Consider the following 16,008-nt stretch of genomic DNA (forward strand, 5'->3'; position numbering starts at 1 on the left):
AAGGAGCTTTTTGAGATAGATGTTAATGGCGAAAAGAAAGAATGTATGGCATATCTGATGAACAGCGGTCACATTTCGACGCCTATGAGCTATTACTACAATGTCATAAAGCAGGGTTACGAGGCAAATGGTATGGATACTAGCTATCTAAGAGCGGCACTTGAAAAGTCGGTTTGCGAACAGTATTTTGATGAAATTCAAGATGAAGAGCTTGACGAAGATGATGATCTTCAATTGAAGCTTTAAGGAGGTGGTGGAATGAGATACAAGGATTTTTATGTGAGAATTACGCCGAACAGTTCTATTCAAAGAGTGGATAAGACGGGAAATGAGGTTCTTTGTGAGGGCTTTTTAATACAGATCTTTGCAGATAAAAATGAGCAGGACGAGAGCGACAATTTTACTGCTGCGGTGGGGTTTGAGATACTGGAGAACAGTTTGGCTGAGGCGGAGCAGTTGGCGAAGGATTTTATTGATTGTGAGGAGAAGAAAAACACATAAAATGTGGGGATTTTAATAAGAAGTGAGGTGAAAATCGGCTTGATGACAAGTCGGTTTTCTTGTGCGATTTGTCGAAATATGTCATAATAATGTATATATTTGAAAGTATGTACAAAGCGAAGACTGGCTGATTGTGCATTATATAGAAAATGTGTTTGAGATGGTTAAATATCACTAATTCTATTGAAAAAATGCTGTAAAATGGTGTATAATTATGTTAGATATTATATTTCTATTGATTATGTTTATGAGGAGCTTTTAATATGTGTAATAAGTTGTTTTTAAGTCATTCATCTGAGGATTCAAGAATTGTAGCAGCATTTGTAAATTTTATGTTTAAGATAGGTCTTTCTGAAGAAAATATTGTATGTACTTCAGTTCCAGAAACAAAAATAGCAGTAGGAAATGATATTTATGCATACTTAAACAAACTAATCTCAGAAGAAAAAATATATGTTATTTATTTTCTGTCAGATAACTATTATGCAAGTCCAGTTTGTCTGAATGAAATGGGTGCTGTTTGGCTGAAAAAGTCAGATAGTCTTAATTTACTACTTCCAGGTTTTGATTTTGAAGATATAAGGGGTGTTGTTGAAAAGAATAAGGTTGGAATAAAACTTGGAACCTGCGACAATATGACAAAAGCAGCGTTCAATGATTTCCTTGGAATATTAAAAGAAAAATTCGGCATAAATCCTACACCAACTCGTTGGGAGATTGCAAGAGATGAGTTCTTACAATCAGCATTAGACAATATACGTAGATTTAATATGTCTTTTTCAAGAAGCTATTGCATTGGTGACTTGGAGAATGATGGGTGTAAAATCATCAAACGTGAGTCTGGAAATGATATGATAACTGCTATGATAGATTTTGAAAAAACTGAGAGTAAACTATGCAATATTGTTGTTTTTAATGGCAAAAGAGATTTTACCAACTATTACTTAAATAAAAAGAATCTGTGTTTCGAAGCTTATGGTGATGAGGGTATAAATTGTGTAGATATTGAACTTCATCTCAAGGATATTGATATGCCATACGAAATTTACTTAAATGAAGATGAGAAAGAATTCAAATTACCTTTGGTTCAATTTTGTGATTCTCTTATGTTTTGGAAAATGGTTTCAGAAATCAAGTTTTTATTTTATAGAAAAAAGGTTAAGAATAAAGGAAAGGTTGTAATTAAGAATTTGCGTATAGAATGAAGTGCTTGAAAATTAGTAACTGGTTTAATTGGATATTAATTCTTAAATATAGCGCATATTACAATGACAAAAATAAAATGCTGGTCGCTCTTAAATAAAATTGGTGGTGTGGTAAAAGATATGGAATTTGAAAAAGTGCTTATTAAAAATTTTAGAAATTATGAAAATGTTGAACTTGATTTAACGAATAAAAATGTCTTTTTTGGTCTTAATGATGTTGGAAAAACAAATCTGTTATATGCACTAAGATACGTATTTGATAAAGATATTCGCAAGCAGAATTTTTTAGACTCGGATTTTCATAATAAGCAATATGATAAGCCAATTGAGATTGTTGTTACTTTGAATATTAGTGATATTAAAGATATTGATTGTCAGAAACTACGTGCTAAGTTAAAAGGAGCTTTGCAAAGTAAACATGATAAAGTTTATATAAAACTATTTGCAGAATATAATAAAACAGAAATGCTGGCTTTACCTATATTATCATGGGGTGGTGATATGGATCATCTTTATGAAATGAAGCAAAGAGGATATCTATATGAAATCGATTATATATTTAATGTTATTTATATTGATTCTTACGTTGATTTGTATTCACTATTTAAAAAGAATATAGGGAAACTTGTAAAAAATGAAGATGAATATGATAAGGATACTTTAGTGAAAATACAAAATGCAGTTGATGATTTAAATAATAATATTGCCTCTTTGTCTGGTATTAAGGAGTTCGAAAAAAAACTTACGCCAAAATATAAGGAGTTTCATGATGAAGGTATATCCGTATCGATAAAATCTGAAATTGCAGTTAAAGGATTATATTCAAACGTTATTCCATATATTAAACAAGGTGATGATGATAATCTTTATCCTACAGCTGGAGAGGGCAGAAAAAAATTATTAGTATATTCAATATATAATATTTTATCAGATGAAACTGCGGAGAAGAAAATAAATTTGTTTTTGATTGAAGAACCTGAAAATCATCTTCATAAATCTATGCAGATTGCATTATCACATATCCTTTTTACCGATAGAAAATATACATATATGTTTGTAACAACTCATTCTCCTTTTCTACTCTATGAAATGAATAACGTAAATCTAGTTAGAATATATAGTGAAAGAAAAATTAATAGTGTTAGCGTTTTTTATAAAGTGCCGGATGGCTATGAAAAAAACAGGAAAATGTTAAATCGTTGTTTGTCTGAAGCAATTTTTGCAAACAAAGTTCTTTTGGTTGAGGGACCATCTGAACATATATTATTTAGCAAAGTACTTTCAGTGGTCAAGCCCCTTTATGAAGTAGAGGGAACATATATATTACCGGTTGATGGTGTGGGCTTTGAAAAGTATTCTTCTATTTTAAATAAACTCGGAATAATTAATGTGGTGAAAACTGATAATGATTTAAGAAGGATAAATAACAGCGGGATGTATAGCGTTTTAGGTTTTTCGCGTTGTAATGTATGCATTGGAGAAGAACGGTTGCCTACTGAAAGGATTAATGATAATTCCGTTTTAGCAAAGAGAAGTTTGTATAACAAGAATAAGGAAACATTGGATGAAATCAGAAGAGACTTTGGTGTTTTTTTATCTAAAGTAGATTTAGAAAATGATTTAGATGAGTTTTTACATGATAGAATGCGGCTTTTGCTGAATACTAATGATCCCGTTAATTATCTGCAAAGTTCTAAACACTATAATATGGTTGAATTGATTGAGAAACTTTCGGATGAAGATTGCAATGACATATATAATCATTACAATTTTGCATGTTTGAAGGAGGTAACTGAATGAATCCAACTCCAATTCAAAAGGACATAATAGACGCTTCTGGGAATTTAATAGTAAGAGCGAGTGCAGGCACAGGAAAAACCTATACAATGGTAAATAAAATTGCCAAAGAAATTAATGATAATCATACACATAAAGTTGTAGCTGCAATTACTTTTACAATAAAAGCAGCACAAGAAATAAAAGATAGGTTATCTGTCGACATATCTCAACACTTTATTGGAACAAATAATAGCTTTGTTATTGAGGAAGTTATAAAGCCATTTATGAAAGATATATATGGTGCGGATTTTGATCTGGATATGAGTACTGACTATTCCACCAAAGTTGATACATTTCAAGAAGCTATTGAAAAAATAAGAGATGAGGGTATTCTTTGTTCATATAAAGAAAATAAAGAAAACTTTATTTTTGATTTAGCTCAAAATATTGTTGAGAATTCTTCTGCTTGTAGGCTTTATCTTCAAGCAAAATACTTTAAAATATATATCGACGAATATCAAGATTGTGATAAATCAATGCATAAATTTTTTATGTATTTATGCGATAATTTGAATATTGAAACCTTTATTGTTGGAGATGAAAAACAATCTATTTATATTTGGCGAGGAGCTTATCCAGAAGCATTTACAAGTATTTGGAACAAATCGAATTTTAATCATATATTTATGAGAGACAATCATCGCTCCAATCAACAAATACAGAATTATTCAAATTTACTTTATGAAGAAACAAGTTCTCTTTATAAGCACATTGATAATCTAAAAAATATTATTTGGGTTTCAACTGAGTATGATTGGACAACAAAAGTACTATCTAATATTAATCGTAATAAGAGTTTAGCTTTATTACGATTTACTAATGCAAACGCCCAAAAAGGAGCAAATGACCTAACCAATTGTGGACTAGAATGTGTTTACATACCACAAACACCTATTGCCGATATAACAACAGATACAGCGTGGCTGTATACAGCAATTGCTAAATATTTTATAGTTGAAAAATATTCGGTATATGATGTGCTTTCGGAAATACCTACTGAAGAAAAGGAAAATCGTAAGACATTATCATTCATAAGAAAACAGCTTAATGAAATTAAGGGGGTTGTAAATGATGAGAGATCTTTTGCTGTGCATGTCTCAGCTTTAGCTGAATATTTTGGATATAATACTCGTGACGATCATATAAAAAAATTGTTTGAAACAATTACTGATTCAAGCTTTCATGTGGCATATGAAATGGATAAATACTCACATATTGCGATTACAATTCATTCTTCAAAGGGATTGGAATTTGAACAGGTGATTATATTTGCAGAAGACTATCGGCTATCTGATATGCCTAGTATATTTAATCATTATGTAGCTGCTACACGTGCAAAAAATAAATTAATCATTGTTGAATCAAACAGCTACAATTCACATTGCTTTTGCCATAATCTAAAAAAAATATTTTCTGAACGCGGTCATAATATAGAAGAGGTTATTTCGTTTTAAACAGAACAATAATACTTGCGATTTTGTAACACAAAATATATCTAAAAAATCATATATGTTAAGTAATCAGCTGAAAATTTGTCTTACATTTTTATCTACTACACAGCCCCATCATATTGCAGTGGCTTGCAATGCGTCATCTATTGGATAAAGATCTTTGATATATCGGTCGGTCACACATCCATTTGGTATCAGTAAGACATACTTGTGCAATAAAATAGATGCACACCTCGAAAAGCTCGTATTTACGGGCTTTTTTTATGTTTAGAAAACGAAAAATTTTAGTGTAAAACCGTGGATGCTTTTCACCGGTTTTCACGAAAAAAGGGAGTCGAACCCTACACAACAAAAAATATCGAACATAACGGCAGACTTTGAGCAGATTTCGCTCTGAGCCTGCCGATTTGTTATGAAAAAATATTCACAAAGTTTTAAAGACTGTTTTGTCTATTGTCACGAATTTAAGTGACGATGATAAAACAGCCTTTTTTCATTTGTATAAATAAGGAGGGATGTGTAATGTATTACGATCAAAAGAAAGTTGAATGGCTGAAAGAACGTTATCCCGAAGGAACTCGTATCTGCCTTGACCAAATGAACGATGACCCGTTCCCTGTTGAGTCGGGGACGTTTGGCAAGGTCGATCACGTCGATGATATCGGCACCGTGCATTGCGTTTTTGATAACGGAAGAACGCTCGGAGTTATCCCTGGTGTGGACGATTTCCATATCGTAAGTGAAGATAGTGAGCAAACAGAAGATGAAGAAATGAATATATCAATGTGACGGTCAAGTTTTGAAAAAAGCTTGACCGTTTTTTGTTTGAAAAATCGGAAAGGAGATGATTCATACTGATAAAATATTTTGATATCTTTGCAGGAATAGGCGGATTTCGCTCAGGACTTGAAAAAGCGGGCGGCTTTGAGTGCGTCGGTTATTGTGAAATAGACAAATATGCAAAGAAAGCATACGAAACGTTGTACGATACAAGAAACGAGGTGTATTACGATGATGCAAGAAAGATCGACCCCAATGAGCTGCCCGATCTCGACCTTATATGCGGAGAAATTACCAAGCACAAGTTTTACGAAAAAAATCACAGCACCTGTTATGAGTGCTGTGATTTTTGATTCCGATAAACTGGAATCTGTTAATGTTATTTAATTGTCCAATATCCATCATAGGCATATCCAGTTTTTCCATTCAATAAATGTTCCGATTTAGTGAATCCCACTTTCTGAATTGCTTTAATTCTTTCTATCGCATATATTGGAGCCTTAGTAAGTACACCTTTATATCCTAACATTTTCTCAAATTCTGGTGTGATAAGTGAAAAAATATCATACAATTCATTTTCCTGTTCATAATCACTTCTCACATCTACTCTCAAAATACCCATGTTATTAAATTCATCATCGGACACTCTCAAGCATAATTCAACCGTTCCAATTACAGTTGATACTGTCTTGTCAACAATCGAAAGTCTAACGAACCAACCTTTTTCATATGACATCCGCCAAAAGTCCATCGCTGCTTCCATTTTTTCTTTTGACGCATAATAGAAATTATCTCCATTACAATTATCGCTGTTAAAGAATGGCAATGCGTTCTTATCGCTATATACTTTTAATAAATCATTGCAATCTTCATTCTGAAATAATCTAAGTATAAACTTTTCATTTTCTAATACAGGACATGATTCATAAATATTCATAAGATACCTCCAAATTCCGATTTGTTGGGCAGTTTATCCCAACCAATTTTCTAAATTATTATATCATATCCAAAAAGAAAAATCAAATAGAAAGGACAATAAATTTTGCTTGATCTCCAAATTCGGCAAAAGCAATAAGTTAGAACCCCTGCAATTCTACAAAATGGTGAGTAGATACCTGAAGCTTGCAAGAAAAATGAAAGGGTGAAAGCCACAGGAATGTCTGACGCTCAGCTTTACAAACAGGCAGGAAATGCGGTGACAACTAATGTTATCGAGGCTCTGGCAAAGTATATTTTAGAAATTGATAAGGAGAATACAAATGGATAATATGGTAAAAACATTTGTGAATGAGGAGTTTGGCTCGGTGAGAACTATAGAGGGAAACAGAAAAATACTTTTCTGCGGTTCTGATGTTGCAAAGGCTAAACGTGAGGTATTTATTGATGAGGTTATTCCGAGGGGGATATGACGATTGCGGGGTTGTATTTGGTTAAAAGATGTAGTATAATGGATTTATGAGGGCAGTTGGTCTGCCCGACAAATCTGGATATATTTAAAAGGGGTATTTTTATATGGAATTGAAAAAAGCGGAAATCAAAGATCTAGATACCGTTGTTAGGCTGAAAATGGCTATGTTCAAGGAAGTAGGTTCAATAGCTTTGTTACAGGATAACGCCGAAGAAAAGATATATGCAAAATATCAAGAATTGTATAAAAAGGACATGGGCTGTCATTATTTGATATATGAAAATGATACCATTATTGCGTGTGGCGGTGCAATAATCAAAGATGATGTTCCTTTTTGTTTTTTCAAAACTCCAATGTATGGATATATTATTGATGTATATTGTATTCCTGAAAAAAGGAGAAACGGTTATTCATCAAGAATAATTGAAGAACTGCTGAAATGGATTATGGGTAAGGGTGTTCATAACATAAAGCTTAAACCATCGGCAGCAGGAAAGCATTTATATGAAAAGTTCGGTTTTTGTGATTCCGGAGAAATGGAATTATGGATCTAATAATTATTTGACTTTCATCTTCTTATTTGTCGGACATATTTCGTGCGTGTGACAACTGCCGCAAAAATTGCACATACAGCCGTACTGACCGTGGGGGTACCCCGCAAATTCCCATTTATCGAGCAGTTTAACACACAAAAGGAGCAACCGCCAAGGCTGCTCCTTTTTTCATACCTAGAGCCAAACTGCTCTTTTTTATGCCACAAAACAAGGAAATGATGTAAATGACATAATAACTAAAGACTAAAAACACAATTAAATAACAACTAAGGTCGTTTTGCCAACAGCAGATAAATAAATCTGATGCTTGCAAAGCGACTTTTCTGCTGTTGGTTCTAACGGCAGAATAGGAGCAAATTGAAAGCAAAGCTTTCAATTATGAGTTTTGCGCTTTGCACAAAACATCGATATATGAACAGTTTTATGTCTTGGGTAGGTGGGAAGAAAAATCTTCGTGATGAAGTGCTTGCAAGATTTCCGCCTTACTATGAAAGGTATATCGAGGTGTTCGGCGGTGCAGGCTGGGTGTTGTTTCATAAGCCGCCGGGTATGGATTTCGAGGTGTACAATGACTTCAATTCAAACCTTGCGAACCTGTACAGATGCGTCAGAGATAAACCGAACAGACTCAAATACAAGCTTAGGTATGTGCTTGATTCAAGAGAAGATTTTGAATACTTAGCTATACTTCACAAACGTGGTATTTTTCCTAGACTTTATGATGTTGACCGAGCCGCAAAATTTTATCAGCTCATAAGGTACAGCTACGCTTCGGGACTTGACAGCTTTGTAAGTCAGCCACATTCAATGTGGTCTGATTTTCCGATGATAGATCTTGCGGCAAGGCGTTTGCAGAAGGTCGTTATCGAAAACAAAGATTTTGAAAAGCTGATTAAGCAGTACGATAGACCCGTCAGCTTTTTCTACTGCGATCCGCCCTACTTTGCTACAGAAAGCTACTACAAGGACGTAGGGTTTACTGCAAAAGATCATATCAGACTGCGTGATACACTTTTAGAGATCAAAGGCAAGTTCTTGGTTTCATACAATGACTGTCCGGAGATAAGGGAGATATGGGACAAGCCTAATATCCACATCGAGGAGATAAGCAGACTTAACAACTTAGCACAGCGTTATGACGCAGGCTGTCAGTACGGCGAACTGCTTATCTCAAATTATGACACAAGCGAACGTGCGAAAGCTATCAAACAGCTTTCGCTTTTTGATTAGGAGGTTTTTATGAAGAAGATAATATTGGCACAGGTTTTAACGGCAAAAGGCAAAACAGAATTTTCAGGGCTTTATGACAGGCACGGAAATGCTGTAACGGTAGAGGCCGAACGTGACAGCAGCGGTGTTTCACTCATCGTATGGCAAAACGAACAGAAAAAGCAGCACTTTGACTGTGGGATATCCGAAGAGGAGATACAGCGTACCTGTACTATTTGGGGTTGACAATACACAATTGTTAAAAGTGCATATTTGTAAGGACATTATTTTGTTAAAAAGTAAAAAATGCTGATTTTGGTTGAAATCGGTAAGGTAATGATGTATAATAAATGTAATATATGTTACTTTAACGGGAGGATAAATGCAGTGAATAACAAATCAAATGCTAAGTTGTACATAACGATTGGAATAATATTAATGCTTGTTGTGGGATTTATCGCTTATGGCAACGTAACCAAGATACAAAACTATAAAGAAAATGGAAAAGATGTTGAATGCACAGTTACGTCTGTGATTCGTGGAAGGAAAGGGAAACAAACAGTCGAAGCGGTTTATGTCAATGAATCAGGTGTTCAGATAACTGCCAAGGCCATAAGAAACCAGTCTACATATGTTGGTGAAGAATTTACCGGACGTGTCGTTCCCGAAAAGCCCGAAGAAATTTACTGTATGCCGTCGGAATTTACACAGAAAATAGTCTATTGCGTTTTCGGAGCATTTGGTTTAGTAGGTTTTGTACTTATCATTTGCGGAATCGTAAGTGCGATCAGAAATAACAGTAAATGTTATTAGTGATAATTGGATAGTTAGCTTTTCATATAGACCTTTTTGTTTTAAAAGCAGAAGGGTCTATTTTTTATGCCTGTTTTTAAGCTAAAATGGTTATGTATAGCAAAATGTTCATGGCTTAGTATTGGTTTAAGAAATTCAAGACTAATATATCATTCTGCAAAACTGCTCGCTGACAATAATTATAGTAAATCACAAAATTTTAATTTTTTACCTCAGAAATCGTTTTATTACGCTGGCAGCGTAACAAATTCTGTGAAGTTTGTGATATAATTACGTTGTGAAAGAAATAGTGCAGAAAATGCACTAAATATGAAGATGTGGAGGAATATGTTATGGCTTTTTGTAAAAGATGTGGGAAGAAGATCGACGATGACGCTTCTTTTTGTAATTATTGCGGAACTCGTGTAACAGCTGTTGCGGACACTGAAAATATACCAGTCAGTACCCCCGTCAGCACACCTGTTGCCACACCGGTCAGTACCCCCGTAAGCACACCTGCTGCCACACCAGTCAGTACACCTGTAAGCACACCTAGTACACCAGTTATACAGGAAGAACCTGCTGTACAGCCAAATGAATCGCTGAAGGAGGAACTGAACAAACCGATCGTAAATGAGGCAGCTGTAAGCGAGGCTGTCGTTAAGAAGAAAAGATCAAAAGTTCCGTTGATAATTGTTTTGATAATTATTATTTTGGCGGCGCTGTTTGCGGTATTTTGGTTTATATTAAAGCCGATACTGTTCAAAGAAGATGATGTTATACCGCATAACCTTTTCAATGACGGGCTGTTGAGCGCAGTGTCTAAAGAAAATGGCAAATGGGGTTATATTAATGAAAAAGGAAAATTTGTCATTAAAACCCAATTTGACGCAGTGAATGAATTTTCTGACGGATATGCCTCGGTGTCTGTCGGCGGACAATGGGGAGTTATTGATAAAACAGGTACTTACACAGTATCGCCTCAGTATGAATATATATCAGCATTTTCTCAGGGCGTAGCCGTTGTAGTTGATTTTGATACAGATGATGATGGTAAAGACCAATATGGTCTGATAGATACGAACGGAGATCTTCTTATGCCGATAACATATGATGAAATAGGTTCTGACCCATATGATGGTTTAGGATTAAGCAGTGCTGATGAACTCTTTGTTGTAAAGTCCGGGGAAAAATATGGCTATGCAAATATAAAAGGTGAGATAGTAATAAATCCATCATATGACGCTGCTAGTCCGTTCTATGAAGGCTATGCATCTGTATGCCGTAATGAAAAATATGGATTTATTGATAAGAAAGGCAATGAAGTTATCAAGTGTCAGTATGATGGTACAAGTAATTTTTCAGAAAATTTATGTGTAGTTAATGTGGGCGGAAAATATGGTATGATAAATACTAAAGGAAAATATGTAATCAATCCTAAATATAGTTATCTTACAAGCTTTAGCGATGGTTATGCAACATTTGAAAAGGGGGATAAAAGAGGATATATTAATGAAAAGGGTAAGGAGGTTATCAAGGCACAGTATTCAGCTGCTTTTAACTTTAACAACGGTCTTGCGATAGTTCGTGCGTCAGGAAAATATGGAATCATTGATAATAAGGGTAATTATATTGTTTCGCCACAATATGACGAACTAAGGCGTTTAAATAATAATCTTTATTCATTTTCACTTGATGATTTTTGGGGCTTAATTGATGGAAAAGGGAATGAATTGTTCTCACCAACATATGATGAAATACCATATGCTGGTGAGAATGATAAGAAATATGCTTTTGAATATGACGGAAAACTTGGTTATCTCTCTGAGGATGGAAGTGTTAGTATTAGTAACAAATTCATGATACCTCGCTGCTATGGAAAACGTGCTGTTATCTATGATCAGGATAGTTACAGTGGTGTTAGCGACAGATTTTATGACGATGGCTATGCAATCGTATATACAGATGATAGAAAAATGGCTGTTATAGATTCGTCAGGAAATATACTAAACAATAAAGAATACTATGGATTAGGAGGCTGCATTACTAATTATTGTGAATATGATGGTTGTCTTAATGTATTATCAAAATCGGATGAAAATTGTAGTCAAGCTCATGCTGAATCAATTAACACTAATTTAAAAACTTCTATAGAAGGTGCATTAAACTTGGGCTTAATTTCTGAGGACATACCTAGCAAGCATTTAATTATAAGAAAGATTAACTGCTCAGATACCAGTTCATCTGATGGCATTACTACAAGTGTAATATTGGGATGTTCTTCATACAAAACCAAAGGATATGCTGTAGTTTGGTATTTCACCGATACAGGAGAATGTACTGTATTCTGGGGACATGATGAAAAAAATGATTTAAATGTTGGTGCATATTCATCAGTTTCTGGTTCATTGCAAAATGATGCTAAAGGAATGTCGCTTGATGACATTTACAATATTATTATAACGAACTAAGGATATTGAATATACAAGAACCCTGCATGGATTTGCAGGGTTCGTTTTTTATCTGCTCACGCTGTTTGCTCTTGTAGTTTTGGATAACGATTTTCAGAATATTATCAATACAGCGCCGCTTTTCTAAGATGTCTGAATATTGCGGTCAAGGATATGCCTGTTATAACAAGTACGATAGCCATGGCTATGCCTATGCTTGAATAGGAGGTTATTTCTACTCCCATGCTTCTGAAAACGTATTTTGAGATGACCATTGTGAATGGTACCGAAACGAGTATAGACAGACTTAATCTGAAAATGTAAAGAATGATTATGTCCTTACGTCTTGCGCCGATGCACATTTGACTACAGTAATTCTTTTCATTTTTTTTGTATGTAAGATAATTGTTTGCTAATATGCCGATTATTGAAATTATCGCTACCCATACTCCTATTATCAGAATTCCCGATACGGTCCGGAATTCTTGTTTTAATGATGATTTCCAGTCAAAAACACTGCTTTCATCAACATAATCAAATTTATCAAGTTTAGCTGAAATCGCCTCTGTCTGTTCAAGGCTGTCTGACGAGGTCTTTATAAAAAGGCAAGAATTTATTTTCTGGCTCATTGAATTTGCGATAATATCATCTTTATCGTATGCTAAAATATATGCAGAACCTGTGGCTGTGTCGCTCATATAGTAAATATTATTGTTAGTCAGATGACCGCAGATATAATAATCTGTTCCGTCTATATTATATGTCTTTCCCGTGCTGTAAACTGATGCCATTGCCGGTGAGGTCAGGCATGGTATTGCTCCTCCGTAGTCCTTATCCGTATCAACATATCCCTCTGTGCAGAATGGTTTTGCTATATCAAATGCACTTTCTGAGGCAGAATTTATAAACAATCCGCCCTCTGATTCGCAGTAATAAAAATCCACACTGAACTGATCTTCTGCGTCAGCGGCAGATGTAAGGCTGTCTGTTTGCTCTTTGCTCAGTTCGTCTGCATATACCTTTATTGAGTTGTTATTGTAATTCTTCTGAAAGAACATAGTGCTGTTTATAAAACTTTCCGTCAGTACAAAGCATAGCTGATAGCAGATCATAGAAAAGATCAGTTCCATTATTAAAAGCAAAGTCGAAAATTTGTTGCTTTTCAGTTCAAGAATAATTCTCCATATCAGTTTCATGATTCATTCTCCGTTAGTACTCCGTCCGAAATGTAGAGTGTGCGGTCGCACATATCGGCAATACGTTTGTCGTGTGTGACAATGATAACTGTACGCTTTTTTGATTTGCTAAGGCTTGTGAAAACACTCATTATTTCATCAGCTGTATGTCTGTCGAGCGCCGCAGTAGGTTCGTCTGCAAGGATCAAAGACGGATCATTAACTATGGCTCTTGCAATAGCCGTTCTTTGTTTCTGACCTCCTGAAAGGCGGCTGACTCTTTTTTTCTCAAGATCAGCAATACCGAGAGGGGAGAGGGTATTCCTTGCCCTTGTTTTCATTTCCTTATATGATACATACTTTGAAAACGCAAGGGGGAACATTACGTTTTCAAGCACGGTTTTATCTTCAATAAGACCATAGTCCTGCAAAACGAACCCGATCTTTTCATTGCGAAGTCTGTTCAGTTTGTCCATGTATGCTTTTGATATATTTTCGCCGTCAAGCTCATATTCGCCTGAGCTTGCTCTGTCAAGGCAGCCTATTATATGTAAAAGAGTAGATTTGCCGCTGCCTGATACACCCATAACGGCAAGCATTTCGCCGTCATTTACAGTCAGATCTACATTTTTCAGAGCGTGAACAGCGTCGGCTGAACCCTCATTATATGTTTTGGATATATTTTTTAAAACGATCATTTTTTCTCCTTTTATATCATTTAGCTATCGGTGATCTTTTTACGGTGATGATTGCCATTGGTATTGCTGCAATAAGGTTAACGGAAAATAAAGCTAATGCAGCTGAAACTGCGCAGCGTGTTCTCCATTCATAAACGCTGTTGATAAGATGATAAAGCTTGAATGCAGGCGGACAAAGCAATAAACCAAGTATAAGAGAAACAAGCGTAACTATTAAAATAAGTGTTACTATCATTGCGATAATGATCCTGTCCTTTGCACCGTATACTCTGAATATTTTTAAAGCAGGGTACATTTTAGTGCAAAGATACCACATTACAAGTATAATATTCGTAATGCAGAACACACCAAATATGGTGCATTCAAGATATGTGGTTCTCATATAGCTTGTAAGCTGCCGCTGAAGTTCTGAATCGTAGTTCAGTGTGATAAGGCTTTTGTCTAATCCTGTTACTTCGGAAAGTGTATCGAGCTGTTTGTTTGTGAGCGGTTTTTCAAAGGTTATTCTGTCCATTACAGTATAGCAATCATAACCTTCAATGCATTCAAAAGTATATTCTGCTCTAAGTGGAATATTTCGCTGACCTTGAAAGTTCTGCATACATTCATCGGCAAACCAGAATGGTATCAATGAATATTCACAAGTACTGATATCATCTGTATGCAGCAGACCAATTATCTCAAAATCATAACCGCCGGATGTAAGGACATCACCGACGCTGAAACCTGTTTCGTCAGATACGACCAGAACTTTATTGTGATTCAGAAGATCTTCTTCGGTATAATCTCTGCCTGCAACGATATCATATTTAAAACTGCTTTGATTCATGATCTGCGCATATTTGCTCTGTGTTGAATCAAATGCAAGCGGTCCTGAAAGTAAGTAAGTACCGAAATCTGTGAATTCCGGAAAGGCAGTACCGTTCAATTTAAAACAATACATATGAGTTAGACAACTCCATTCCAAATCATTATTCAGAAATGAATATGGCATAGGAAGACCTGATTCAATGTATTTATCCATAAGCTGATGGTCACACTTTAAGGCACAATCGGGATATTTCTCGTCAAAATCTTCTACGACCATTTCATCTATATCTGTTATTGTGTATAGCATATATGTGCTGTTATACCACTTCTCCAGAAAAAGATCTTCGATATTTTCAGTAGTATTTTTTGTGGCAATAAAAAACATAGCCAGAAATGATAGTACCATTGTGACAACTATGGTAACGATATATTTAAAATATATCGTTACCCAGTCGTGCAGCATACTTTTTATCAAAAATATAAATTTCAATATTTTTTGCCTCCATGACTGTGGATTTAAAATGTTTAGTAATATTTCACATCAAGGCTTGCTGTAATTGCGGTTTTGTTAATTTTTGAGTTTGTTGATGTAGCCTTAAAGCGAACATAAGTGTCTGTGTTTTTGGATCCAGAAACGGTAAATCTTTCTGATGCTTTTTTTGGCAAAGGCACAACTTGCTTATATGATGAATTTTTAAATGAAAGCTTTTTGAATACTTTATATTTTACTTGCCCCTGATGTACCAAATCGTATTCAACGGTAATAGTTCCGCTGCCTGAGTTCGCAGGGATAGTAATGGTGAAATACGGAGTAGCTTTAGCATTTTTGTATTTAAGATTATAAATGTAGTGTGCTGAATCCACATATTTTCCTGTGTTCGGGTACAGTTTTGTGCGTGGTGTGAAAGTATTGGTAAATGATGAAGCCTTTGCTGAAACTGAATAAGGCATTGCCATTACATTTGCATTCACATTAGCATTCGCAGTATAGTTAAGGCTTTCTGCACTTGCATTTACGCACAAAGTTGCTGCCATTAAAGCTGCCAGTCCCATAGATGTGATTTTCTTAAAAGTATTTTTCATAGTAAATTTCCTTTCTGATTATAACATTTAATCAAATAATTGTCAATGTTTGA

At 34.9% G+C, this 16,008-nt stretch carries 18 protein-coding genes and 1 pseudogene; 14 read left to right on the forward strand and 5 right to left on the reverse strand.

Annotated elements, in window-relative coordinates:
* From Q0E19_RS10180 to Q0E19_RS10210, 7 genes and pseudogenes are all read left to right on the forward strand, one after another.
* A pseudogene (locus tag Q0E19_RS10180) lies at positions 1-246 on the forward strand (hypothetical protein); the annotation flags it as partial.
* Positions 247-258: 12 nt separating this feature from the next.
* Entirely contained in the window at positions 259-501 is a 243-nt protein-coding gene (locus tag Q0E19_RS10185; RefSeq protein ID WP_294409380.1) for a hypothetical protein, read from the forward strand.
* Positions 502-764: 263 nt separating this feature from the next.
* Positions 765-1,706 (forward strand): toll/interleukin-1 receptor domain-containing protein, encoded by a 942-nt coding sequence (locus Q0E19_RS10190; protein WP_294409381.1) that lies wholly within the window; start codon positions 765-767, stop codon positions 1,704-1,706.
* A 63-nt stretch (positions 1,707-1,769) separates the two neighbouring features.
* On the forward strand, positions 1,770-3,506 hold the full coding sequence (locus tag Q0E19_RS10195) for an AAA family ATPase (protein ID WP_294409382.1): 1,737 nt from the start codon (positions 1,770-1,772) through the stop codon (positions 3,504-3,506).
* A complete protein-coding gene (locus Q0E19_RS10200) occupies positions 3,503-4,999 on the forward strand; it encodes an ATP-dependent helicase (protein WP_294409383.1) in 1,497 nt (498 codons plus the stop codon). Before Q0E19_RS10195 ends, Q0E19_RS10200 begins: the two co-directional genes overlap by 4 nt.
* A gap of 519 nt (positions 5,000-5,518) precedes the next feature.
* Positions 5,519-5,785, forward strand: a complete 267-nt coding sequence (locus Q0E19_RS10205) for a DUF4314 domain-containing protein (RefSeq protein WP_294409384.1) — start codon at positions 5,519-5,521, stop codon at positions 5,783-5,785.
* 83 nt (positions 5,786-5,868) lie between these two features.
* A complete protein-coding gene (locus Q0E19_RS10210) occupies positions 5,869-6,129 on the forward strand; it encodes a DNA cytosine methyltransferase (protein ID WP_294409433.1) in 261 nt (86 codons plus the stop codon).
* A gap of 26 nt (positions 6,130-6,155) precedes the next feature.
* Here the strand turns inward: Q0E19_RS10210 and Q0E19_RS10215 are convergent, their stop codons facing one another.
* Positions 6,156-6,713, reverse strand: coding sequence for an N-acetyltransferase (locus Q0E19_RS10215; protein WP_294409385.1), 558 nt, complete (start codon positions 6,711-6,713; stop codon positions 6,156-6,158).
* A 204-nt stretch (positions 6,714-6,917) separates the two neighbouring features.
* On the opposite strand from Q0E19_RS10215, the gene Q0E19_RS10220 reads away from it, so the two are divergent.
* The 7 genes from Q0E19_RS10220 to Q0E19_RS10250 all read left to right on the forward strand — a co-directional run bounded on the left by Q0E19_RS10220 (position 6,918) and on the right by Q0E19_RS10250 (position 12,210).
* Entirely contained in the window at positions 6,918-7,043 is a 126-nt protein-coding gene (locus Q0E19_RS10220) for a DNA cytosine methyltransferase (RefSeq protein ID WP_294409386.1), read from the forward strand.
* Entirely contained in the window at positions 7,036-7,185 is a 150-nt protein-coding gene (locus tag Q0E19_RS10225) for a hypothetical protein (protein ID WP_294409388.1), read from the forward strand. The genes Q0E19_RS10220 and Q0E19_RS10225 overlap by 8 nt, the downstream gene beginning before the upstream one ends.
* A 103-nt stretch (positions 7,186-7,288) precedes the next feature.
* Positions 7,289-7,738, forward strand: coding sequence for a GNAT family N-acetyltransferase (locus tag Q0E19_RS10230; protein WP_294409390.1), 450 nt, complete (start codon positions 7,289-7,291; stop codon positions 7,736-7,738).
* 423 nt (positions 7,739-8,161) lie between these two features.
* A complete protein-coding gene (locus tag Q0E19_RS10235) occupies positions 8,162-8,968 on the forward strand; it encodes a DNA adenine methylase (RefSeq protein WP_294409434.1) in 807 nt (268 codons plus the stop codon).
* A gap of 9 nt (positions 8,969-8,977) precedes the next feature.
* Positions 8,978-9,193, forward strand: coding sequence for a hypothetical protein (locus Q0E19_RS10240; RefSeq protein ID WP_294409391.1), 216 nt, complete (start codon positions 8,978-8,980; stop codon positions 9,191-9,193).
* A gap of 141 nt (positions 9,194-9,334) precedes the next feature.
* The gene (locus Q0E19_RS10245; protein WP_294409393.1) at positions 9,335-9,760 is read left to right on the forward strand and encodes a hypothetical protein; all 426 of its coding nucleotides are present in this window, start codon (positions 9,335-9,337) and stop codon (positions 9,758-9,760) included.
* Positions 9,761-10,092: 332 nt separating this feature from the next.
* Complete coding sequence (locus Q0E19_RS10250) at positions 10,093-12,210, forward strand: WG repeat-containing protein (protein ID WP_294409395.1); 2,118 nt, start codon at positions 10,093-10,095, stop codon at positions 12,208-12,210.
* A gap of 104 nt (positions 12,211-12,314) precedes the next feature.
* Here Q0E19_RS10250 and Q0E19_RS10255 read toward each other — a convergent pair whose 3' ends face one another.
* From Q0E19_RS10255 to Q0E19_RS10270, 4 genes are read right to left on the reverse strand one after another with little or no spacing between them, the layout of a single operon-like run.
* A complete protein-coding gene (locus tag Q0E19_RS10255) occupies positions 12,315-13,385 on the reverse strand; it encodes a hypothetical protein (RefSeq protein WP_294409396.1) in 1,071 nt (356 codons plus the stop codon).
* Complete coding sequence (locus Q0E19_RS10260; RefSeq protein ID WP_294409398.1) at positions 13,382-14,062, reverse strand: ABC transporter ATP-binding protein; 681 nt, start codon at positions 14,060-14,062, stop codon at positions 13,382-13,384. Before Q0E19_RS10260 ends, Q0E19_RS10255 begins: the two co-directional genes overlap by 4 nt.
* A 16-nt stretch (positions 14,063-14,078) precedes the next feature.
* Positions 14,079-15,362, reverse strand: coding sequence for an ABC transporter permease (locus Q0E19_RS10265; RefSeq protein WP_294409399.1), 1,284 nt, complete (start codon positions 15,360-15,362; stop codon positions 14,079-14,081).
* Between the two features lie 35 nt (positions 15,363-15,397).
* Positions 15,398-15,955, reverse strand: coding sequence for a hypothetical protein (locus Q0E19_RS10270; RefSeq protein WP_294409400.1), 558 nt, complete (start codon positions 15,953-15,955; stop codon positions 15,398-15,400).
* Between the last annotated feature and the right edge of the window lie 53 nt (positions 15,956-16,008).

The organism is uncultured Ruminococcus sp. (assembly GCF_934476685.1).
In the GTDB taxonomy this organism is placed as follows: domain Bacteria; phylum Bacillota; class Clostridia; order Oscillospirales; family Ruminococcaceae; genus Hominimerdicola.

Excerpts from the sequence above, each read along its gene's own strand:
- Q0E19_RS10205 (WP_294409384.1), top strand. The coding sequence starts at position 5,519 with ATGTATTACGATCAAAAGAAAGTTGAATGGCTGAAAGAACGTTATCCC.
- Q0E19_RS10255 (WP_294409396.1), bottom strand. The coding sequence starts at position 13,385 with ATGAAACTGATATGGAGAATTATTCTTGAACTGAAAAGCAACAAATTT.
- Q0E19_RS10195 (WP_294409382.1), top strand. The coding sequence starts at position 1,770 with ATGACAAAAATAAAATGCTGGTCGCTCTTAAATAAAATTGGTGGTGTG.
- Q0E19_RS10270 (WP_294409400.1), bottom strand. The coding sequence starts at position 15,955 with ATGAAAAATACTTTTAAGAAAATCACATCTATGGGACTGGCAGCTTTA.
- Q0E19_RS10200 (WP_294409383.1), top strand. The coding sequence starts at position 3,503 with ATGAATCCAACTCCAATTCAAAAGGACATAATAGACGCTTCTGGGAAT.
- Q0E19_RS10240 (WP_294409391.1), top strand. The coding sequence starts at position 8,978 with ATGAAGAAGATAATATTGGCACAGGTTTTAACGGCAAAAGGCAAAACA.
- Q0E19_RS10260 (WP_294409398.1), bottom strand. The coding sequence starts at position 14,062 with ATGATCGTTTTAAAAAATATATCCAAAACATATAATGAGGGTTCAGCC.
- Q0E19_RS10225 (WP_294409388.1), top strand. The coding sequence starts at position 7,036 with ATGGATAATATGGTAAAAACATTTGTGAATGAGGAGTTTGGCTCGGTG.
- Q0E19_RS10185 (WP_294409380.1), top strand. The coding sequence starts at position 259 with ATGAGATACAAGGATTTTTATGTGAGAATTACGCCGAACAGTTCTATT.
- Q0E19_RS10215 (WP_294409385.1), bottom strand. The coding sequence starts at position 6,713 with ATGAATATTTATGAATCATGTCCTGTATTAGAAAATGAAAAGTTTATA.
- Q0E19_RS10250 (WP_294409395.1), top strand. The coding sequence starts at position 10,093 with ATGGCTTTTTGTAAAAGATGTGGGAAGAAGATCGACGATGACGCTTCT.
- Q0E19_RS10190 (WP_294409381.1), top strand. The coding sequence starts at position 765 with ATGTGTAATAAGTTGTTTTTAAGTCATTCATCTGAGGATTCAAGAATT.
- Q0E19_RS10230 (WP_294409390.1), top strand. The coding sequence starts at position 7,289 with ATGGAATTGAAAAAAGCGGAAATCAAAGATCTAGATACCGTTGTTAGG.
- Q0E19_RS10235 (WP_294409434.1), top strand. The coding sequence starts at position 8,162 with ATGTCTTGGGTAGGTGGGAAGAAAAATCTTCGTGATGAAGTGCTTGCA.